This is a genomic window from Psychrobacter celer, from assembly GCF_016107555.1.
GTDB classification, from domain to species: Bacteria; Pseudomonadota; Gammaproteobacteria; order Pseudomonadales; family Moraxellaceae; genus Psychrobacter; species Psychrobacter celer.
On the sequence record NZ_JABASU010000008.1, the window covers coordinates 45,024 to 65,609 of the forward strand.

At 47.7% G+C, this 20,586-nt stretch carries 18 protein-coding genes and 2 tRNA genes; 9 read left to right on the forward strand and 11 right to left on the reverse strand.

Annotated elements, in window-relative coordinates:
* Nucleotides 1–67 precede the first annotated feature (67 nt).
* From JFC05_RS05755 to recN, 7 genes are all read right to left on the reverse strand, one after another.
* On the reverse strand, nucleotides 68–406 hold the full coding sequence (locus JFC05_RS05755) for a DUF3817 domain-containing protein (RefSeq protein WP_198336148.1): 339 nt from the start codon (nucleotides 404–406) through the stop codon (nucleotides 68–70).
* 58 nt (nucleotides 407–464) lie between these two features.
* Nucleotides 465–1,403 (reverse strand): site-specific tyrosine recombinase XerD, encoded by a 939-nt coding sequence (gene xerD / locus JFC05_RS05760; RefSeq protein ID WP_198336149.1) that lies wholly within the window; start codon nucleotides 1,401–1,403, stop codon nucleotides 465–467.
* Between the two features lie 29 nt (nucleotides 1,404–1,432).
* The gene (gene tusA / locus JFC05_RS05765) at nucleotides 1,433–1,759 is read right to left on the reverse strand and encodes a sulfurtransferase TusA (protein WP_198336150.1); all 327 of its coding nucleotides are present in this window, start codon (nucleotides 1,757–1,759) and stop codon (nucleotides 1,433–1,435) included.
* Between the two features lie 57 nt (nucleotides 1,760–1,816).
* Complete coding sequence (locus JFC05_RS05770; protein ID WP_198336151.1) at nucleotides 1,817–2,320, reverse strand: hypothetical protein; 504 nt, start codon at nucleotides 2,318–2,320, stop codon at nucleotides 1,817–1,819.
* 113 nt (nucleotides 2,321–2,433) lie between these two features.
* On the reverse strand, nucleotides 2,434–3,015 hold the full coding sequence (gene ruvX, locus JFC05_RS05775; protein WP_198336152.1) for a Holliday junction resolvase RuvX: 582 nt from the start codon (nucleotides 3,013–3,015) through the stop codon (nucleotides 2,434–2,436).
* 50 nt (nucleotides 3,016–3,065) lie between these two features.
* On the reverse strand, nucleotides 3,066–3,629 hold the full coding sequence (locus JFC05_RS05780) for a YqgE/AlgH family protein (protein WP_198336153.1): 564 nt from the start codon (nucleotides 3,627–3,629) through the stop codon (nucleotides 3,066–3,068).
* Between the two features lie 261 nt (nucleotides 3,630–3,890).
* The gene (gene recN / locus JFC05_RS05785) at nucleotides 3,891–5,570 is read right to left on the reverse strand and encodes a DNA repair protein RecN (RefSeq protein WP_198336154.1); all 1,680 of its coding nucleotides are present in this window, start codon (nucleotides 5,568–5,570) and stop codon (nucleotides 3,891–3,893) included.
* Nucleotides 5,571–6,189: 619 nt separating this feature from the next.
* Between recN and ppnP the strand changes: the two genes are divergently transcribed.
* Nucleotides 6,190–6,525 (forward strand): pyrimidine/purine nucleoside phosphorylase, encoded by a 336-nt coding sequence (gene ppnP / locus JFC05_RS05790; protein WP_075101358.1) that lies wholly within the window; start codon nucleotides 6,190–6,192, stop codon nucleotides 6,523–6,525.
* A 268-nt stretch (nucleotides 6,526–6,793) separates the two neighbouring features.
* Nucleotides 6,794–7,564 carry a 23S rRNA (guanosine(2251)-2'-O)-methyltransferase RlmB gene (rlmB, locus tag JFC05_RS05795; RefSeq protein WP_198336155.1) on the forward strand — a complete coding sequence of 257 codons (771 nt, stop codon included), beginning with the start codon at nucleotides 6,794–6,796 and terminating at the stop codon, nucleotides 7,562–7,564.
* Here rlmB and coaE read toward each other — a convergent pair.
* The 4 genes from coaE to pilB all read right to left on the reverse strand — a co-directional run bounded on the left by coaE (nucleotide 7,527) and on the right by pilB (nucleotide 12,633).
* The gene (gene coaE / locus JFC05_RS05800; RefSeq protein ID WP_198336156.1) at nucleotides 7,527–8,213 is read right to left on the reverse strand and encodes a dephospho-CoA kinase; all 687 of its coding nucleotides are present in this window, start codon (nucleotides 8,211–8,213) and stop codon (nucleotides 7,527–7,529) included. The genes rlmB and coaE overlap by 38 nt on opposite strands.
* A 184-nt stretch (nucleotides 8,214–8,397) precedes the next feature.
* Nucleotides 8,398–9,300 carry a prepilin peptidase gene (locus tag JFC05_RS05805; protein WP_198336157.1) on the reverse strand — a complete coding sequence of 301 codons (903 nt, stop codon included), beginning with the start codon at nucleotides 9,298–9,300 and terminating at the stop codon, nucleotides 8,398–8,400.
* 25 nt (nucleotides 9,301–9,325) lie between these two features.
* On the reverse strand, nucleotides 9,326–10,549 hold the full coding sequence (locus JFC05_RS05810; RefSeq protein WP_198336158.1) for a type II secretion system F family protein: 1,224 nt from the start codon (nucleotides 10,547–10,549) through the stop codon (nucleotides 9,326–9,328).
* Between the two features lie 368 nt (nucleotides 10,550–10,917).
* Nucleotides 10,918–12,633, reverse strand: coding sequence for a type IV-A pilus assembly ATPase PilB (gene pilB / locus JFC05_RS05815; RefSeq protein ID WP_198336159.1), 1,716 nt, complete (start codon nucleotides 12,631–12,633; stop codon nucleotides 10,918–10,920).
* Nucleotides 12,634–12,983: 350 nt separating this feature from the next.
* On the opposite strand from pilB, the gene tpiA reads away from it, so the two are divergent.
* The 7 genes from tpiA (at nucleotide 12,984) to infB (ending at nucleotide 20,507) form a co-directional block, all read left to right on the forward strand.
* Nucleotides 12,984–13,784 (forward strand): triose-phosphate isomerase, encoded by an 801-nt coding sequence (tpiA, locus tag JFC05_RS05820; protein ID WP_198336160.1) that lies wholly within the window; start codon nucleotides 12,984–12,986, stop codon nucleotides 13,782–13,784.
* A 441-nt stretch (nucleotides 13,785–14,225) separates the two neighbouring features.
* On the forward strand, nucleotides 14,226–14,534 hold the full coding sequence (gene secG / locus JFC05_RS05825) for a preprotein translocase subunit SecG (RefSeq protein WP_192994546.1): 309 nt from the start codon (nucleotides 14,226–14,228) through the stop codon (nucleotides 14,532–14,534).
* A 225-nt stretch (nucleotides 14,535–14,759) separates the two neighbouring features.
* Nucleotides 14,760–14,844, forward strand: a tRNA-Leu gene (locus JFC05_RS05830).
* 125 nt (nucleotides 14,845–14,969) lie between these two features.
* Nucleotides 14,970–15,046, forward strand: a tRNA-Met gene (locus JFC05_RS05835).
* A 438-nt stretch (nucleotides 15,047–15,484) separates the two neighbouring features.
* Nucleotides 15,485–15,985, forward strand: a complete 501-nt coding sequence (rimP, locus tag JFC05_RS05840; protein WP_075101367.1) for a ribosome maturation factor RimP — start codon at nucleotides 15,485–15,487, stop codon at nucleotides 15,983–15,985.
* A 113-nt stretch (nucleotides 15,986–16,098) separates the two neighbouring features.
* Nucleotides 16,099–17,583 carry a transcription termination factor NusA gene (gene nusA, locus JFC05_RS05845; RefSeq protein WP_105244514.1) on the forward strand — a complete coding sequence of 495 codons (1,485 nt, stop codon included), beginning with the start codon at nucleotides 16,099–16,101 and terminating at the stop codon, nucleotides 17,581–17,583.
* Nucleotides 17,584–17,780: 197 nt separating this feature from the next.
* Nucleotides 17,781–20,507 (forward strand): translation initiation factor IF-2, encoded by a 2,727-nt coding sequence (gene infB, locus JFC05_RS05850; protein WP_198336161.1) that lies wholly within the window; start codon nucleotides 17,781–17,783, stop codon nucleotides 20,505–20,507.
* Nucleotides 20,508–20,586: the final 79 nt, after the last annotated feature.

A 20,586-nucleotide genomic window follows, 5' to 3' on the forward strand; every position in this document is an offset into this window, starting at 1 on the left:
CATATCAAATCTACAATCTCGCTTTCACCACATAAGTATAGGTTTGAGTCATTGAAATTTTTTAATATTACTTCCCCAAACTCTTCTTCAGTAAATAATCAAACACAAACGGGCCAAATGGCAAAAATGAGCCGAGCACGCCAGCCGGCATGGCCCATAGCGGCAGCTTTATTTTGCTGGCTGTGAGCAGCAGCATCAGGATATAAGCGATAAATAGTGCGCCATGTGTCATACCGATATATGTCACCGCCTCAGAAATGCCGAGCATATATTTTAGTGGCATAGCGATACCAAGCAATAATAAAAAAGACGTGCCTTCTAAATAACCCGTTATGGTCAAGTTTTTGAGGGCAGCATGCTGCCCTTTGGTGAGCGTAGGCTGCAAAGATGGCTGAGCTTGCGACACGTTATATTCCTCTTATAATCTTCAATAAATAGTCAGTTTTTATGTTGACCGTTCAATATTAGCCGCGTGGATGATGTTCGGCATGCAATTTTTGCAGTCTCGCTGTCGCCACATGCGTATAAATCTGTGTGGTAGACAAATCACTATGTCCAAGCAATAGCTGTACGCTGCGCAAGTCAGCACCGTGGTTGAGTAGGTGGGTGGCAAAGGCGTGACGTAAGGTATGCGGTGATAGTTCCTTATCAATACTAGCTACTTTGGCGTAACGCTTGATAAGATACCAAAAGTTTTGCCGCGTCATATAGCCGCCTTGCGCCGTCAAAAACACTGCTTGGCAATTGCCTGACTTGAGATGTGCAATCAGATCGCCACGCCCGTAAGAAAGATAGTCCTCTAGCGCATCGCTTGCATATTCACCAAGGGGCACCAGTCGGGTTTTATTGCCTTTACCTGTGATTTGTAGCCAGCCTGCGTTTAGATTGACTTGCTCAAGCGATAAATTAATCAGCTCACTGACGCGCAGGCCGCAGGCATAGAGCACCTCTAACATGGCCTTGTCCCGTAGGCCAAGTGCGGTGCTGGTATCAGGTGCGGCAAGGAGATTATCGACATCAGCCTCGGCCAAATCCTTTGGTAACGGACGTCCAAGCTTTGGGCTTTTGATACGCTCGCAGGGATTGTCTTCGCGCAGATTGCTGGCTATCATCCATAGATAGAACTGGCGCAGGCTTGAGAGCATACGCGCTTGGGTGCGTGGGGTTTTACCATCTTGGGCAAGCAGCGAAAGGCAGTGCAGCACATCATCAGGCTGCCAGCGGGTCAGGGCGAGTGGGTTGGTCAACTCACAAGAACGCAAGTCGCGCACATAAGCATTACGGGTACGCGTTGCCAAACCACGTGCTAGCATGGCTTGGCGAAACTCGGTGATATAGGCAGGCTCGTCATCGACAGCCAATGCTTTGGGTTGGCGCTGTTGTACGGCACGGTCACGGCTCATAGGATGCTCGGATATAGGTCAGATATAAGTTAACCACTTTTTTTCTTCACCACATAACGATATAGCGTCACGCTTGCTGGCGTGGTGTCATCGCCATCAATAGTGATTTCATCGGGATCAGCGTCTAGGTTGATGTTTTCTGCCAGTGTTTCTTGAGTCATCAGCTCATGACCCAGATGACGACAGAAATTTGGAATGTCGCGGGTGGTAGCAGGGTCAGTGGCCAGTATCTCAATCACCTCACCGCTATCTGCTTTTCGGATGACTCGGTGCAGCATCATCACAGGCTCAGGACAGATCAGCCCTTGCGTATCTAGGTGATGGTCAATGTCAGTATTTGGTATTGAAGTGGTCATAGTTATTATCGTAAAGCTAAGTAGGTAGGTTAAAGAATGGATCGTTTGTTTAATCGCTTACTGAGGTGTACTGTCTAGATCGTCTACGGCTGCTGTCTCTTTGTCAGTGTTTGCCACGTCTAAGAAGTTAAAAAAGCGCTTGAAACTGACTTTAAACAAAAACGCCACACCCACCCAGCAAGACAGTCCTAGCCAAGCCGTATCAGCAAATAACAAACCGCCGAGTAGCACGATGCTTGAGACGCCGATGGTCATGATTACCATTGATGCTTGGTTTAGGCGATAACGATAAATAATAAAGGCATCATAAAGGCTGACAGGAATGGTCAGCGCCACCAAGGCATAAGGCAGGTTATAAAATAACTGATAAAGCAGCTGACTGTCATGAAAGGCCTTGATGCTAGCGATGGTACCAAAGACCACAAAAGCAAAAATGGCCGCATAAATCAGATAAATCGCCAGCTGGTTGGCTCGCTGCGCGCCTCTAATACGAGCAATAGCAAGCGGCGCAAAACCATGTCGCGACTTATTAGATACAGGTTGGTTTAAAGCGGTGGTCATAATCATCAGTCGTATATATTGGTTTAGAGGATGGGCGTGGCAATATCTAAGCGTTAAATACTAGCCGTCCGCTTGTGCGCGACTACCTGCGCGTCACTGCTTGAGGACACGCCCTAGTCAGGCTTGATCGCATCGATAGCCAAGCTGCTATTTGGATCGGCAAAATACGTCGACATCAAAATACACGCAGAGATATCATCAATCGGGTCGCGCTCGTTTTGGATCCAGCCATTCTCCCACGCGATTTCACGCGCTGCTACCGACGTCAGACGCTCATCACACAGCGTCACAGTCACTGGTAGACGCTGCTCCATGACTCTATGCGCCAGCCGCCGCGCAAATTTGTGCGCCCGTTTAGAGAGCATGGAGCTGCTACCGTCCATATTTAGTGGTAAGCCGACCACCACCTTTGCCACGCCCCATACTTTTATGATACCCAGTAAGTTGTCCCAGTCAGGTTGACCATTGTTCATCGCCAAGATATCAAAGGCGCGTGCGGTTTGGGTCAAGCTATTACCGAGTGCCATGCCCATTTTTTTGACACCATAATCTAGCGCCAAAATAAGATGCGGCTTTATTTCTGGCTCAGAGTCGCTAAGACCGTTGATGTTAGACTCATTACTGTTAATGCTATTTATATCAAAATCATGATCTGCAGCTTCTTTGCTATCTACCATAAAAGTACTATCCACCATAGTGACGGCTATCCTTTATTTTTTTATCTGTATTCATAGAGCATATGCTATTAAGCATGACCGATGTCACTGCTAAGATAGTCAAAGTTGACGCCGATTTTGTCAGCAGCGATCTGCCAGCGCTCCGCAAACGGGGTATCAAACAACAAGTTGAGATCCGCTGGACACACCAGCCAGTCACCACTTGCAAGCTCACGCTCTAACTGGTCTTTGCCCCAGCTGGCATGCCCCAAGCACAGATGATAGTGACCAACGCCTTGGCCTGCGGCGATACGCTTGAGGATATCTTGGCTGGTGGTGATACAGACATTCTCTGAAATAGCAAACGACGATGCCCACTCCGGCTGGCCAGTATGCAGCACAAAACCGACCTCAGGATACATCGGCCCGCCTTCTAAGGCCACGTCTTCCATCACTTGCGAGTCGGTCACTTCGATGCTCAGATCCTCTAATAGCTTGCCCACGCGCGACTGCTCTAAGGGACGATTGACCATCAGACCAAGCGCGCCATGTGCATCATGACGACAGATATAAATCAGCGCCTGCTCAAACCGTGGGTCTGGCAGCTCTGGTGCCGCGATTAAGAAATGATGGGTCAAATTGGCTTTAGACATAGAAGCAACTGCAACCTAATAATAAAATCAACAATAAAAAGATAAAGACATTACTACATTAAAAACACAACCACACCGGCAAGAGAAGATTATATGGCGATGATGACCAAAAAAATCAACCAAAGCAAATATTTAGCAGCGGTTTGATTTTAGTAATCTCGCTCTCAATGGTTTTTTAGCCCTGCGCTCGCTGTTTTAAAATAGGCTAACGATATCCCCCTATGCAGAGCAGAGAGGGCACTGTGCAGGATAGCAAACGCCTTATTTGACATCCGTTAGTAAGCTACGAGCGTGATCACGAGTGACCTCCGTGATGGTCACGCCGCCCGACATGCGTGCCAGCTCATCGACTTGCGCGTTATCTGTCAAGATGACCAGCTCACTTTCGGTTTGCTCGTCATGATGTTTTTGTACCAAGATATGTTGGTGCGCTTGCGCGGCGACCTGTGCTTGGTGCGTGATGGCCAGTAGCTGCTGAGTCTGCCCCAGTTTACGCAGGAGCTCACCGACCACCTGCGCGGTGCCGCCACTGATACCGACATCGACCTCGTCAAAGACCAACATAGGCTTAGCGGCATCATTGTCCGCATTGGTGGCTTGTAGCACTTGCATCACCAGTGCCATCCGCGACAGCTCCCCGCCTGAAGCGATTTTATGCAGCGGCTGCATGGGCATACCGACATTGGCGCTAAACAACAAATCGATGTCATGACAACCTTGCGCATTATATTGGCTTGGGTCGGGTTTTTTGGTAAAGACAAACTTACAGCGCGCATTGGGTAGCGCTAGTGGCTGCAGCTGCTGGACCAGTTGTTTGCTGATATGTGGTGCGGCTTTTTCGCGTGCTTTTTGGAGTTTGGTGGCCAGCAGCAGATATTGCTGCCACGCTTGCTCGATTTGCGCGGCCATGGCATCACTACTTGGTTCGTTTTCTAATTGTTCTAATTGCGCTTGCCAGTGGTTGGCTTCCTCAATCAAATCAACGGCGGGTAAGCCGTGCTTGCGCGAGAGGCGATGACCGAGGCTGATGAGATTGTCTAAGGTTTGCAAGCGCTCAGGGTCGGGCAGTTGTTGTTCGGCATAATCTGATAGTAATCCTGTGACTTCGGTGATTTGCTGCTGAGCCAGATGTAGCTGCTCTGAGGCTTGCTCAAACGTCTGACTGACTCCCAGTTGATTATCACACAGCTTGATCGCTTGTCCAAGCAGGGTCATGACGTCTGGCTCATCGGTATCGTTGTCGAGCAAATGCAGGCCATGACTGGCTTCCATCATCAAAGCTTCAATATTAGACAGCTCTTCGTGCTCCGCTTCGATGTCGGTATAATCAACAGCGAGGAGCGGCTCGATGTCTGCCAGCTGGCTTTGTAACAGCTGGATACGGTCATGGCGCAGCGCTTCGCGGCTGGCAATCTCATCAGCGCGGCGTTTTAGCTGCTGATAGTGTTGATAGCTGCTCGCGGTTTGCGCAGCCAGTGTGGTGGTTTGTGCCATGGCATCCAACCACTGCACCACAAACTGCGGCTTTAGTAGTGCTTGCTGGGCGTGCTGGCTATGAATATTGACCAACAGTGTACCGAGGCTCTTTAGCTCAGCTAAGCTGACGGGCGTACCATTTAACCAAGCCTTTGAGCGCCCTGTTTGGCTAAGCTGGCGACGAATCAACACATCTGGCTCATCTAAGGCGCGATCATGCTCAGCAAACCACTCTGCGACAAGTGCATTGTTTACCACATCAAACTGAGCATAGATATCGGCATGTGCCGCCCCATGTCTGATCATGGCGCTGTCGGCTCGCTCACCTGCACACAACGACAGCGCATCGAGCAGCAGCGACTTACCGGCACCTGTCTCACCGGTGATGACGTTAAAGCCTTCCGCCATACTCAGCTCATGCTGAGCGATCAATGCAAACTGATGTAAAGTGAGTGATACTAGCATCAACGCCTCTCATGACAGACAATGAGTTTCACCGATTCTTTAGATGAAGTCATCGCTAAAATAGAATAAATACAACGATAAAATGGCTCGTTTATGGTACTCAATAGACTATAGTGATTGGCAAATATTATGGTGGCAAACGCCGCTAAATACAAATCATAAAGCCGCGCAATAACATAAATCTCTGCAGCCCGCTTTGGATAAAGTCAGCGGCCCACCGGTGGCACCTCTTGCGCCTGCCGCAACATTTTCCTTGCCCCTGTAACAAACTTTATAGATATAATGTGGTAGCATAATCTCACATAATGACAAACGCTTGCTAGCTTGTTTTATGCTTGTCGTCTGATAATGATAAGTCATCTTATCGTAATATCTCATCGATACCATAGTCGGCATACGCGGGTAGGCATCTTAAGTTGTCAACCAGATGTCAACCAGATATTAAGGCTGATGTCAGTATGTGTGCGAGTCTGTGTCCGCGATTGGGCAAAGACTGTCACTCGATCGAATACAGCACATTTATATAGTAGGCTAGGCCGCTTGCAATGCTGATTCATAAAGTCATTTCATCTGTACTTATTTTTTAGTTTTACCATAATTATTTGATAAGGAAGCCACTATGACAGCGGCGCAATTTACCAATGTAACAGTCAATGCTCATGCGACGGTCTCTTATGATGGTCGTTGCTCAAGCCATACCATTATGTTTGAGGATGGACGTCATAAGACGCTAGGCATCATCTTACCTTGTGATAATTTGGTGGAGCATTATCATTTTAGTACCAATACTTCTGAGCGTATCGAGATCACCAGCGGGGAGTGCGAGGTCAAAATAAATGGTGAGGAAGCGTTTAGCTACTACCGTGCAGGCCAGTCATTTGTGGTCGAAGGCAACAGCGGCTTTAACCTCAGAACCGAAGAGATCGTACAGTATATCTGTCATTTAGAAGGCTAAAGACGCATACACTAAGCCATTGGCGCAAGTCCGCGCCTACCTGCATTTTGCTAGATAATCTACATATAGTCTCCTTAGCAAAATCAACCAAATTAGGTACTCATCAAGCGTCACCCCAAATAAAAACCTCAATCGATCGCGGATAAACCATATCAGTCGGTATGGTTTATTTGTTTTTGATGAGGCTGCACTGTTTTTTTATTGTTGTTTTTTATCGTTACTTCTTATCGCTTTAGCGATATCCATTTGATACTTAAGTAGGCCTATTATGGCAAAACCCATTTATTTTTATGGCATTCATGCAATTGATGCCTTACTCAAACATCGTCCGCTCGATGGTCTTAGCTTGTTTGTCCAACAAGGCCGTGACAGCGACCCTCACGTGCAAGGAATCATGGCCGAAGCCGAGGCCAATGGCATCAGTATTCAGCCCACACAAAAAGACAAGCTGACCCAGCTGTGCGGCAGCCCGCAGCACCAGGGCGTGGTGCTTAATGCCCGCCCTCTAGGTTTTGCTGACGAAGCGCTGCTAGACACCATCGCGGGGCGCGAGCAGTGTTTGTTGCTGATACTCGATCAAATCACTGATGCGCATAACTTCGGTGCGTGTTTGCGTACAGCTGTTGCGATGGGCGTGGATGCGGTGGTTTGTCCAAAACATCACGCCGCCAGTCTCACCCCAACAGTGGCAAAAGTCTCTGTAGGCGCCGCTGAGCTGATGCCGATTGTCAGTGTGACCAATTTGGCGCGTACGCTTGACCACATCAAAAACGCTGGTGTATTTGTGTTTGGTACGGCGCTTAGTGATGCGGCCAAGCCCATACATGCAGCGGACTTGACCGGCAAAACGGCCATTATCATGGGTTCAGAAGGAGAGGGCATGCGCCGATTGACCACAGAGCGCTGTGATGAGCTGGTCTATATCCCGATGTTGGGCAATGAGCATGGCAACTTACAAAGCCTAAACGTCAGCGTGGCTACCGGTATGGCGCTGTATGAGGTCAATCGGCAGCGTACTTTAGCTGCTGGGCAAGCGTAAGATAGTTTTGGTGTAGCGGCTCCAGCTGTGCATACAGAGCCGCTAGGTCGCGATCGTTTAAGATGACATCATCAGCGTGACGGTTGCGCGCTTCGCGGCTTAATTGATTGAGCATGATGGCTTTGATCTTTTGGACACTTTGCTCATCACGCTGGCTGGCGCGCTCAAGCTGGGTGTCTTCGCTGGCATCAATCACCAGTACTCGTTGGCACAAGTTTGCCAGCCCCGCTTCTGCCGCCTCTATGAGTAGCGGCGCGGACAGCACCACATAAGGCGAAGTGCTGGCGGCTAGCTGTGCTTTTGCCGCTTCTCTTATCGCTGGGTGAGTAATGGCTTCAAGCTCGATGAGCGCCTCAGGATGAGTAAAAACGTGCGTACGCACCGCCGCTCTGTCCATCGAGCCGTCGCCATTTAACACCCAATCGCCAAATTTTCTTTGAATTTTGCGCAATGTCGCGCTGCCTTTTGCCACCACCTCATGGGCGATCACATCAGCATCGATAATATTGATGCCTTGCTGCGCAAACCAGTCACTAGCGGCAGATTTGCCACTACCGATACCGCCTGTCAATCCGACCACCAGTGTCTTGCTTTGCTTTTGGTGGGTTTGCGGTTTGTGAGAATAAGGTGAAGCGTTAGCGTTTGACATAATAATGACTTATCTGACCGATATGATAGAGATGATAGAGATGAAAACGTGAGCAGCTGTTTTGCCCAATCTGTGCTGATGATTTGAGGCTGGCACAAAGATGAGAGAGGTAAGCGCCATTGCCACTTACCCTGCTACTTTTACAGTATGTTTTTTAAAACGTATGGTAAAACTCACGCCTGTTTTAATAAGTATACATGCCTAAGTACCAACTGACGATATCTGTGCCATATAATAAGGCGACAATACCGGCAATAGCAATGTAAGGGCCGAAGGCAAAGGGTCTGCTCTCGCCTTGTTTTTTCATTAAGATCAGCCCGACGATAGAGCCGAGCAGGGAGGAGAGTAAGATGATAAGCGGTAGCATCATAGGCCCCAGCCAAGCGCCCAATACGGCCAACAACTTAAAGTCGCCCTGACCCATGCCGTGTTTTTTGGTGATCAAATAAAACAGCTTCACCACCACCCATAATGACAAAAACCCCAACAGTAACCCCCAAATAGACTGGCTGGGTGAGACAAACCAGCCTTGGCTGTTGACTGCTAGACCTAGCCCCGCCAAAGGGAAGGTTAAGCGATCAGGGAGGAGCTGAGTATCAAAATCGATACCGGTTAAGGCGATTAGCGTCCATACTAAGACCAATGCCGACAAGCCTGTTGCACTCACCCCAAATTGATAAATGATCAGCACAGAGAGTAGGGCGGTGATCAGCTCCACCAGCGGATAGCGGATACCGATGGCGGCGTTACAAGCAGCGCAGCGCCCGCGCAGCATCAGCCAACTGATCAAAGGGATGTTTTGATACCAGGTGATTTTATGAGCGCAGTGCGGGCAGCGCGACGCCGGCCGACTCAAGGTAATGGCGTTGTCGCCTGCGACGATACGGGTCAGTGGCTGCGTATGCTCGCGCGGCATGTCTGCTTGCTCAGCCAGAAACTGACTACATTCTTGCCGCCAGCTTGCAAACATCATCAGCGGGAGCCGATGGATGACCACATTTAAAAAACTACCGACACAAAGCCCTAATAACCCAAATACGACCAAAGCCACGGTCGTATTGTCTTGTAATAACTGTATAAATTGCATGAAATCGCAGTCCTTGAGTGAGGTATTAGCCGACCACTGAGCCCATTTGGAAGATCGGCAGATACATCGCAATCACGAGGCCACCGACCAATACCCCAAGCACCGCCATAATCATAGGCTCCATCAAACTGGTCAGGCCATCAACCGCGTTATCGACTTCGCTCTCATAATAGACCGCCACCTTGTCTAGCATCTCCTCTAAGCTACCAGACTCCTCACCGATACCGACCATCTGTATGGCCATACTAGGAAATAAATTGGTAGAACGTATCGAAAACTGCAACTGCTGACCGGTAGAGACGTCATTTTTGATCTGCTGAGTGGCATTATAAAACACCACGTTGTTGGTCGCGCCTGCTGTGGAGTCCAGCGCATCGATGAGCGGTACCCCAGCGGCAAAAGTCGTTGAGAGGGTGCGGGCAAAGCGGGCGATAATCGCTTGATAAGCGATATTACCAAACACAGGTACCTTCAAAACAGCGCGGTCCAAAAAGTCACGGAATTTTTTTGAGCGTTTTTTCGCTTCTGAAAACCCGATAATGGCGCCGCCGACGAGCACAATCAAAACAAACCACCATGACTGCATCCACTCAGACATGCCCACCACCATTTGGGTAAAGGCGGGCAGCTCAGCACCAAAAGACTCAAAAAGATCAGAGAACACGGGTACCACTTTGATGAGCAAAATCATGGTCACGATGACGGCGACGATAATAACGGCAATCGGGTATTTGACCGCTTTTTTGATTTTGGCTTTGAGCATCTCACTTTTTTCTTTATAAGTGGCCACCCGCTCGAGCATGGTCTCAAGCGAGCCTGATTGCTCACCAGAATCCACCAACGAGCAAAATAGGTCATCAAAGTAGCGTGGATGCTTGCGTAGGGCAGAGGCAAAGGTACCACCAGATTCAATATCAGATTTTATTTGCAACACCAAATCTTTCATACTGGGATTTTCTAATGAGTCAGCGACAATCTCAAAAGACTGCGTCAAAGGCACCCCAGCTTTCATCATGGTGGCCAATTGACGAGAAAAAATCGCGATATCGATAGGTTTAATGGCTTTTTTAAAGGTATAAAGTGGCTTAGGTTTTTTCTTGATGCCCTTAACCGTAATACCCTGTTTGCGCAAAGTAGCTTTGGCCAGCTCTAAGCTGCGACTGGTGGTCTCGCCTTTTACCTTTTGTCCGCGCCGGTTTACGCCATCGTAGACAAAGTCTGACAGCATGTCGGTCTTCGCTTTTGCCATGTTTCTACCCTCAAAAATTGTCTTATTAGATATTGCAAATATATAAACGATGGTTCGCCAATAACGTTGACTTTAGCCACTTTTATAACAGTGGTTTTATGGCACTGCTCTTGTAAATACAGCTGGGCACAGCGTAGTAGCGATAGCACAACCTTTTGCATTTCTTACTTTATTTTAGCCTAAAAAACCAGTGCTCATCTGTTTTATTTTGAAATATATCTGGTAGATATTATTGCTAGTTTATAAAAGAAAAGCCATACCTACTTATGACTGGCAAATGATGACCAAGGTTACTGCTGGTGTCTTTGATAAAAACACCATTTAGCAATGACGCAGTATGCTCCTCTTTGACGCAATGAGAGTTGGTGCTATTCAGAGGTTACTCGCATCATCTCTTGAATACTGGTCACCCCTTGTAATACCTTTAAAATGCCAGAGCGGCGCAGATCGCGAAAGCCGTTTTTGAGCGCAGCGTCTTTGATATCCATGGCATTGCCATCTTCCATAATGATGCGAGAGATGTCTGGGCTGACCTTCATGACTTCATAAACACCCACTCGGCCTTTATAGCCTTCACGGCATTCATTACAGCCGACAGGCTCATAGATGACGTTGTCTGGATCGTCTAGATCGGCATCCGTAAAGCCAAGCTCAAGCAAGCTTTGCCGCGGTACATTGATGGCTTTTTTGCAGTTTTTACACAAGCGCCGTGCCAAACGCTGAGCAATGACCAAGTTGACAGAGGTGGCAATGTTAAAAGAAGCCACCCCCATATTGCGTAGACGAGTCAACGTCTCAGGAGCAGAGTTCGTGTGCAGGGTTGAGAGTACCATGTGGCCTGTTTGCGCCGCTTTTATTGCAATCTCCGCAGTCTCTAAATCTCGAATCTCACCGACCATGACGATATCAGGATCCTGACGCAAAAACGACTTCAAAGCATTGGCAAAGGTTAGGCCAACTTTTTGGTTGACGTTGACCTGATTGATGCCTTCAAGGTTGATCTCCACTGGATCCTCGGCAGTGGAGATATTGGTTGCTCCCGTGTTGAGGATGTTGATACCAGTATATAGCGATACGGTTTTACCAGACCCTGTCGGACCTGTGATCAACAGCATGCCCTGCGGCTTATGAAGAGCCTCTAAAAACATCTCTTGCTGATCTGGCTCATAACCTAAGGCATCAATCCCGAGCATGGCCGATGAGGGGTCCAAGATACGTAGTACGATTTTTTCGCCAAACAGCGTCGGCAAGGAGTTTACCCGAAAATCGATGGCTTTGTTTTTTGACAGTTTTAGTTTGATACGGCCATCTTGCGGGATACGGCGCTCAGAGATGTCCATTTGTGACATGACCTTTAGGCGCGCTGCGATCTTACCGGCAAGCTGGACAGGCGGGCTGGCAATTTTTTGCATGACCCCATCGACACGAAAACGTACGCGGTAGGTCTTTTCATAGGGTTCAAAATGCAGATCTGAAGCTCCCATACGAATGGCATCCACCAGCATCTTATTGACAAACTTAACGACAGGGGCCTCATCGACGCTATCACTGAGCTTGGTTTCACCCTCATCAGCCGCGTCATCCCCTTCTTCAAAACCGACGTTAAAATCGCTATCAGAAAAGCTATCAAAGCTTTGCATACTGTCTGCATAGACCGCTTCGATGCGTTGTTTGAGCTTATCTTCTTCGACCACCACCGTTTCGATAGACAGCCGCGAGTTAAACGCAATGGCATCAATGGCATCGATACGTGTTGGATCACTTAAGGCGACAAACAAACGCTGACCGCGCTTAAACAAAGGCAAGGCATTAAACTTACGGACGATTTTTTCATCGACCAAGTCTTTAGGAATGACATCGAGGCTCAGGGCGTCTAAATCAAACAAAGGATCGCCAAAAGCTTGTGAGAGCATTTGTGCCAAGTGATAGGCGTCGGCCAGCTTGTTGTCTACCAAGTATGACACCAGTCCTATTTGCTGCTGCTGCGACTCGGTTTGTGCGGTTTTCATATTTGCTTCGCTAACGATACCTTCGCTAATCAGCTGCTGCGCTAAACCACCATATTTGCTGGTTGTGATAGACATGACGACCTCTCCTCAATAACAAACGTTTGTATCGTTATCTGCTGTTGCACGAATAAATAGGTAGTAAACGAATGCTACTATGCAGTTTTTTTGGGTATTAGGGTAATAATATAGAACATTACTTTAGTTTAAAGAACTTATGGCAACTATTAAACTGTTTATTGACGACACCAAAAAGATAATAAGAGGTCAATAAATAGCGTCAGATGGCTTAGTGCGGTCAGCCGATGCAGCCATATCAAGCCATGACAGCCGATGCAGCACCATACTATAGCAGTTGTGAATTATTTGTTATACTGGCGCGCACATTAGCCGAATTGGCATAAATACTTAAGACAGGGTAACTACAGATGCAAGCTTGGGTAATTGGTAATTGGAAACAAAATCCTGCAACGAGCAATGATGTCCAGACATTATTAAGCGATTTATTGGCGACTGCTGATAAAGATGACGGTGCCAATAGCGCTGGTTGCCAGTTAATGGTGGCCCCTAGCTGTATCCACTTGGCCGGTGTCAGCACCCATCTACAAGACAGCCCAGTACTGTGTGCTGCGCAAGATATCAGCGCGCATAGTGGCACTACAGGTGCCTATACGGGGGATTGCTCCGCGCAGCAGGTGGCAGATGCTGGCGCAACTTGGACATTACTTGGTCACTCTGAGCGCCGCCAGTATCATCAAGAGATGCATGCTTGTTTACTCAGTAAAATGACCCATGCGTTTGACCAAGGCCTAGGCGTGGTGTTTTGTATTGGGGAGACACAAGCACAGTATGACGCTGGACAAACACTTGCGGTTATCGATGAGCAGCTCACCGTCATAAAAGACATACTAACGCAGCAGCCTGCGCTTGCTGATACCTTATCCGATCGCCTTATCATCGCTTATGAGCCAGTATGGGCCATCGGCACAGGTAAAGTGCCTACCGTGGCCGAAGTCAGCGCGACGCATCAGCATATCAAGCAGACGGTCGCAGACTATGGGGAAGCATTGGACAATATCACAGTCTTATATGGAGGTAGCGTCAATGCTGATAATGCCCATAGTTTTGCGGCAGATGCTATGATTGATGGCGCACTGGTCGGCGGCGCTTCATTAAAGGCTGCCAGCTTTTTGGCAATTGCGCAAGCTTTTGGCAATGGGCAAGCCTAAGGCGTCTGACATTACGTTGAACATCGCAGCTGGGTCACTGTTATGTATAGTGCTGCTGGTACTGGCGCGGGCACTATAAGCATACGGTTATGGTAAGGTCATCATTTGTATACAAAATGTCTTTATCGGTTGATAAAAGTGGGTTTAACAGTGCCCTTGTAATCGTGTACAATGCGCCTTATTTATATACTCTCATATATAAGCGGGTCGGGCAGTGACTTTTGCGTGGAGTCACTTCTGTGTTTGCATAGCAGATAAAGTAGAGTTAGTAGGTAACGTAAAAGGTTGGCACTAAAAAGTTAACATTGTTATTTGCTAATATTCCAGACTTTTAAGTCGCCTTGTTAGATTGTCGCTTTGTTAGACTCAAGTCAGCTTATATATTGATTCTTAGATTTATTTTCCGTTATCAGTCGTCGTTACGCGGCAAAAGAGGCCACCATGTTTACGTTTATATTAGCCCTGCATATTATTGTGGCGATTGCCATGATTGGCTTGATTTTGATACAGCATGGTAAAGGGGCAGACGCTGGGGCTTCTTTTGGTGCAGGCTCGTCTGGTACCGTCTTTGGGGCGGCAGGCTCCGCAAACTTTTTGACGCGCGCGACCGCTGTTTTGACAGTGATATTTTTTATTACCAGTATGACACTCGCGGTACATGCGCGTAAGCAAGCAGAAGATCAGTTTCGCTTAGATGCACCTGTGTCAGCACCGCAAACGCCGCGCCCCTTGACCCAAGACCCTCAATAACGGCTGGCTCACTACCGGTCTATAGGGGTAGCCTTGTAGGCAATAGAGTAGTAAGTGGTTGGTTTTTTATGGATTGGGGTTTGAATGACGGTCTTTTTTTCAGCAGTACTTGCTATTTTTAGACGTTAGATTTACAATGCCTTTTCTGTTTTTCACAGTCTAGCTTTAGAGTGGCTTATATAGATACTCAACAAGCTAAACGGCAGAGTAAAAGCAGTAAAAAACGCGATTGTGGTGGAATTGGTAGACACGCCATCTTGAGGGGGTGGTAGCGCAAGCTGTGGGGGTTCAAGTCCCCCCAATCGCACCAAGTTTTATGACGCAGCATGACGTCAGGGCAGATTGATTGATGATAAATGGCTTGTTTAAATTTTATTTAAAAAATAAGCATTGACAATCATACAAACCTTCCCTATAATATGCGTTCTAGATTGATGCGGGGTGGAGCAGTCTGGTAGCTCGTCGGGCTCATAACCCGAAGGTCGTTGGTTCAAATCCAGCCCCCGCTACCACTTTTTATACTGATGTTTTGTACACTAAATTTGTCAGTAACGATTAACCCACCATAATGTTTGTGGGTTTTTTTGTATCTGAAGGTCAGTGTTATCGCGGTATCTATCCTACTTATGCTAAGCTCTATGTCTATAGAGCACGATACGGGTCGTCACTTGCCGCCATTGGCATGATTGTTTCGTAAGCACACTATCTTTTATTCCTCACTCCTTTATCGATAGTACTGCTTTATGAATAATAAAAGCAATGTTTGGCTGAGCTTGATGTTTTTTTGCTCAGCCTTATATAAACGCGCATACATACAACGATCTGTCTTGGTTTACAATATATGAGTATGACTCATTACGGTGAGTGATTATCATCGGTAAACGATCAGCATAACTTTAATAGAGTTTGTGAGTACGATAGATAAGTGAACAGGAAAATATAAATAAATTATGAAGCTTTCGACCAAAGTTGCAGAACTGACCAATATCATCGCGCCTGCAGTTGCTGCTTGTGATGTGGCGCTATGGGGCATAGAGTTTGCGCCGCAAGGCCGTCGCTCGTTGCTGCGCATTTATATCGAAGCACTGCCAGAAGAGCAGGCTCAGGGCAAACACGTCACTATAGAAGACTGTGCGGCGGTGAACCATCAAGTCAGCGGTATTCTTGAAGTGCATGATCCCATCGCAGGTGAGTACGTCTTAGAGGTGTCATCGCCTGGTTTTGATCGCGCGTTTTTCTCAGATGAGCAAATGCATGCGTATGTTGGTCAAACCATCAGCCTGCGCTTGATCCAAGCGATCGGGACAGGTGAGCAAAAACGCCGCAAAGTGACAGGTACGTTAGACAGTATCGATGCCACTTCATTGAAGTTGACGGCGGCTGATGGCGAGCAGTTTGATATTGCGTTAAGTAATATTGATAAAGCCAATCTGGTATACGAAGATGCTTAGGTGGCCTACCTGGGCGACTGCACAAATGACCTAGATGGTTTATGGTGAAAAACAACGTTAATACATTAATGATAAAATTTAAGTCAATTAAAAAATGATAGGACAGGTATAGCATGAGTCGTGAAATCTTAACGGTAGTAGAAACTGTCAGTAATGAAAAGGGCTTAAATCCTGAAGATATCTTTGAAGCTATAGAAGATGCTTTGGTGGTATCAACCAAGAAAAAAGTATATACCGACCAGCCAGAAGTGGCGGTACGCGTATCAATCGACCGTGCAACTGGCGATTATGATACTTATCGTTATTGGACAGTGGTTGCCGATGAAGATCACGAAATGCCGGCTTGTCAGTTGGCCATCAGTGACTTAGATCAAGACGAGTGGTCCATCGGTGACATCAAAGAAGAGCAGATTGAGTCGATTGAGTTTGGCCGTATCGCTGCCACACAAGCCAAACAAGTCATTATCCAAAAAATTCGTGAAGCGGAGCGTGCACTGGTTGCAGACGCTTTTGAGCCACGTATCGGTGAGATGATGTATGGCGAAGTAAAAAAACAAACTCGTGATGGCTATATCATCGACTTAGGTGATAATGCCGAAGGCTATTTGTCGCGCGATCAGATGTTGCCTCGTGAGCAGTTACGTCCAAAATCACGTATCAACGCTATTTTATATCATGTTAACCGTGAAAACCGCGGTGCCCAGCTGCTTTTATCACGCACGCACCCTGAGATGCTCTCAGCTTTGATGCAAAAAGAAGTGCCTGAAATTGCAGAGCAAATCATCGAAATCCGTAACGTCGCTCGCTTGCCCGGGACTCGTGCTAAAATAGCAGTCAAGACCAACGACCATCGTATTGATCCAGTTGGCGCTTGTATTGGTATGCGTGGTACGCGTATCCAAGCGGTGCAGCAAGAGCTCGATGGTGAGCGTATCGATGTGGTGGTGTGGTCAGATGACCCAGCCCAATTTATCATCAGTGCGCTAGAGCCAGCCGATGTTAGCAGTATCATCCTCGATGAAGACACCCAGACCGCTGACATTATCTTTAGCACCAACGACCAGCTCGCGCGTGCGATTGGCTCACAAGGTCAAAACGTCCGTCTGGCCTCAGAGCTGACTGGTTATAAGCTCAATATGATGCTAGAAGAAGAGTATCAGCAGCGTCAAGAAAACGAATCCAAAGCCTTTATTGAGCTGTTTTATGAGCGTTTGGAGGTCGATCATGATCTGGCACAAGCGCTGGTGGATATTGGCTTTACCAGTATCGAAGAAGTCGCCTACGTACCTGTAGAGACTTTTTATGATATCGAAGGTTTGGACGACGAAGCGATTGACATCATTCAAGAGCGTGCAAAAGAAGTGGTCATCGCAGATGAGCTGGTCAAACAACAAAACATGAAAGAGCCAAGTCAAGAGCTGCAAGAGCTTGAAGGTATGACGGTCAGCTGGGCCTATAAAATGGCACAAAAAGACATCATCACCGTAGATGACTTGGCAGAACAAGCCGTCTTCGATTTAGAAGATATCGAAGGATTAGATTCTGAAACTGCAGGACAACTCATCATGAAAGCTCGGGAATCTTGGTTCGATGAATAAGCGGTAACTGCATATCGCTGTCTTTTGGTGATATGCTATTGAAAATAAAGCGCTGATAACAGGCACTCATACCGTCACAGGCATTATTGCCGTATCAATACGGACAGATGAGTGTATGAAATCAGCCTTACCCCAATCATTTGTAGCCAACAACTGAATTGAACATATAGCAAATAATAGACAGTAGGTGATAATAAATGGCAGATAAGACCGTCAAAGAACTGGCAGATATGGTAGGCAAAACCGCAAGTGCTGTAAGACAGCAACTGGTGGATGCCGGGCTGCCTGCTCGCGCAGAGGATGACCCAGTCACCGAGCTTGAGCAAGAGAAGTTGGTGACGTATTTAAAGCAAAGTCATGGTCAGCAAGAAAAGCGCCGTATTAGTCTGAAGTCTAAGACGACTAGCACTGCGCGTGTGACCGGCTCTTCAGGTAAGTCTAAGAGCGTCAATGTGGAAGTGCGTAAAAAGAAAGTCTTTGAAAAACCCAATCCAGAAAAAATGGCTGAAGAGTTGGCTGCTCGTGAGCAAGCCTTAATCGAAGCCCAAGCTCGTGCTGCTAAAGAAGCAGAAGAACGTGCTGCTGCTAAGAAAAAAGCAGAAGAGCGTCAAGCGGCAACGCTGGCCGCTATGCGTGCAAGCCTAGGTTCAAGCAAAAAGTCTGACGATAAAAACGACGATATTTCAGCCTCTGTGGTGGTAAAAAAAGGTGGCAAAGCAGCCACTGAAGTGAAGCCAAAAGAGCAACCGAAGAAAAAAGCCGCTGTGACCAAACCGAAGGTAGAAACCGCTGCTGAGCGTAAAGCTCGTGAAGCACGCGAAGCCGAGGAAGCGCGTCTGCGTGAAATTGAGGCAGAAACACGCCGCAAGCAAGCAGAAGAAGCGCAAAAGCGTACGCTTGAGCAAATGCGTAAAATGGCAGGCAAATATACCGATCGTGAGCCTGTGGCAGAAGTGCGTAAAGATGAGCCGTTGGCCGAAGGTCTGGTCGGTGATGCTCTAGAAGAGTCGTTTGAAAAAGAGCGCCGTGAGATCAAGCGTGGTGCTAATAGCACGGGTGCTCGTGGCCGCCGCCGTAAAAACCAAGATGAGCGTGAATTCAAAAACCGCAAAAACGGTTTACGTTCAACGCAAGCCTCACAGCACAAGTTCGAAAAACCTGTCGAAAAAATCATCTATGACGTCGAAATCAGTGAGCATATCACTGTTGCAGATCTTGCACAGCGTATGGCAGTCAAGGCTCGTGAAGTCATTAAGCTACTGATGAAAATGGGTGAAATCGCTCGCGAATCAGACACCATCGATCAAGCGACAGCAAGTCTGATCGTTGAAGAGATGGGTCACAACCCTGTCCTTGTCAGTGATACCAAGGTCGAAGACGATCTACAAGATGCTGTCGATGAGCGCAGCAGTAACGTGCAAACCCGTCCACCTGTCGTCACTATCATGGGTCACGTTGACCATGGTAAGACCTCATTGCTCGATAAGATTCGCGAGACCAAAGTAGCGACTGGCGAAGCGGGCGGTATCACTCAGCACATCGGTGCTTATCATGTTAAGACTGACCGCGGTGTGATTACTTTCCTTGACACCCCAGGTCACGCAGCATTTAGTGCCATGCGTTCGCGCGGCGCGCAAGCGACAGATATCGTCGTCTTGGTCGTGGCCGCTGACGACGGTATGATGCCGCAAACGGCAGAAGCCATCGACCATGCGCGCGCTGCTGGTACGCCGATTATCGTTGCTATCAACAAAATGGATAAGCCAAGTGCTGACCCAGATCGCGTCCTCAATGAGCTGACCACCAAAGAAGTGGTGTCAGAAGATTGGGGCGGTGATACCCCAATGGCACGTATCTCTGCTAAGACAGGCGACGGTATCGACGAGTTATTAGAGCTTATCGGATTGCAAGCTGAGCTGATGGAGCTAGAAGCACCGCTTGATGGTTCAGCGCAAGGTGTGGTCATCGAGTCAAGACTAGAAAAAGGTCGTGGTCCTGTGGTGAGCGTGTTGGTCAAAAAAGGCACACTCAAGCAAGGCGACTTGGTATTGGCAGGTGAATACTACGGTAAAGTGCGCGCCATGACAGATGAGCGCGGTCAGCGTATCAAGTCAGCTGGCCCTTCCATTCCTGTCGAGATTTTAGGTTTACCTGAAACGCCAGCCGCTGGTAGCGAGTTCTTAGTCGTCACTGATGAGAAAAAAGCACGTGAAGTTGCGGACTTTAGAACCAATCGTGAGCGCGAGCGTCAACTCGAGCGTCAGAACAAAATGCGTTTAGAGAACATGTTTGATCAGATGGAACAAGGCGATGTATCGACCTTAAACATCGTGCTAAAAACGGATGTTCGTGGCTCATTAGAAGCCTTACTGGCCGCCTTAAACGAATTATCAACGGATGAAGTCAAAGTCAGAGTGATCAGCTCAGGTGTGGGCCCTATCTCTGAATCTGATGTCACGCTTGCTGAATCTAGCGAAGCGGTATTGCTCGGCTTTAACGTCCGCGCAGATAGCGCCGCACGCCGCAAAGCCGATGTCGCCAATATCGATATCCGCTACTATAGCGTCATCTATGGTCTAATCGATGATGTCAAAGCGGCAATGAGCGGTATGCTAGCGCCTGAGCATCGCGAAAAAATCCTTGGTATCGCTGAGGTTCGCGAAGTCTTCCGCTCTAGTAAGTTTGGTGCTGCTGCTGGTTGTATGGTGGTCGAAGGTACAATCTATCGTAACAAGCCTATTCGCGTCTTGCGTGATGACAAGGTTATCTTTACCGGTCAGTTGCAGTCATTACGTCGCTATAAAGAAGACGTCAATGAAGTACGTACTGGTATGGAGTGTGGACTTGCGGTTCGTGGCTATGATGTCGAAGTGGGTGATAAGATCGAAGTCTTTGAAATCCAAGAGTTCGCTCGTACTATCTAAAAACAAAGCTAGATACAAACACCCCTCAGACCATAGGCTCTATCAGCCAAGTCTGAAAGGTGTGGTGGATAGACCGTAG

Coding starts and splice junctions, on each gene's coding strand:
- ppnP (WP_075101358.1), top strand. CDS start 6,190: ATGACAGCGGCGCAATTTACCAATGTAACAGTCAATGCTCATGCGACG.
- secG (WP_192994546.1), top strand. CDS start 14,226: ATGTTTACGTTTATATTAGCCCTGCATATTATTGTGGCGATTGCCATG.
- coaE (WP_198336156.1), bottom strand. CDS start 8,213: ATGTCAAACGCTAACGCTTCACCTTATTCTCACAAACCGCAAACCCAC.
- pilB (WP_198336159.1), bottom strand. CDS start 12,633: ATGTCTATCACAACCAGCAAATATGGTGGTTTAGCGCAGCAGCTGATT.
- JFC05_RS05780 (WP_198336153.1), bottom strand. CDS start 3,629: ATGTCTAAAGCCAATTTGACCCATCATTTCTTAATCGCGGCACCAGAG.
- ruvX (WP_198336152.1), bottom strand. CDS start 3,015: ATGGTGGATAGTACTTTTATGGTAGATAGCAAAGAAGCTGCAGATCAT.
- recN (WP_198336154.1), bottom strand. CDS start 5,570: ATGCTAGTATCACTCACTTTACATCAGTTTGCATTGATCGCTCAGCAT.
- rimP (WP_075101367.1), top strand. CDS start 15,485: ATGAAGCTTTCGACCAAAGTTGCAGAACTGACCAATATCATCGCGCCT.
- tpiA (WP_198336160.1), top strand. CDS start 12,984: ATGCAAGCTTGGGTAATTGGTAATTGGAAACAAAATCCTGCAACGAGC.
- tusA (WP_198336150.1), bottom strand. CDS start 1,759: ATGACCACTTCAATACCAAATACTGACATTGACCATCACCTAGATACG.
- JFC05_RS05810 (WP_198336158.1), bottom strand. CDS start 10,549: ATGGCAAAAGCGAAGACCGACATGCTGTCAGACTTTGTCTACGATGGC.
- JFC05_RS05805 (WP_198336157.1), bottom strand. CDS start 9,300: ATGCAATTTATACAGTTATTACAAGACAATACGACCGTGGCTTTGGTC.
- xerD (WP_198336149.1), bottom strand. CDS start 1,403: ATGAGCCGTGACCGTGCCGTACAACAGCGCCAACCCAAAGCATTGGCT.
- nusA (WP_105244514.1), top strand. CDS start 16,099: ATGAGTCGTGAAATCTTAACGGTAGTAGAAACTGTCAGTAATGAAAAG.
- rlmB (WP_198336155.1), top strand. CDS start 6,794: ATGGCAAAACCCATTTATTTTTATGGCATTCATGCAATTGATGCCTTA.
- infB (WP_198336161.1), top strand. CDS start 17,781: ATGGCAGATAAGACCGTCAAAGAACTGGCAGATATGGTAGGCAAAACC.
- JFC05_RS05770 (WP_198336151.1), bottom strand. CDS start 2,320: ATGACCACCGCTTTAAACCAACCTGTATCTAATAAGTCGCGACATGGT.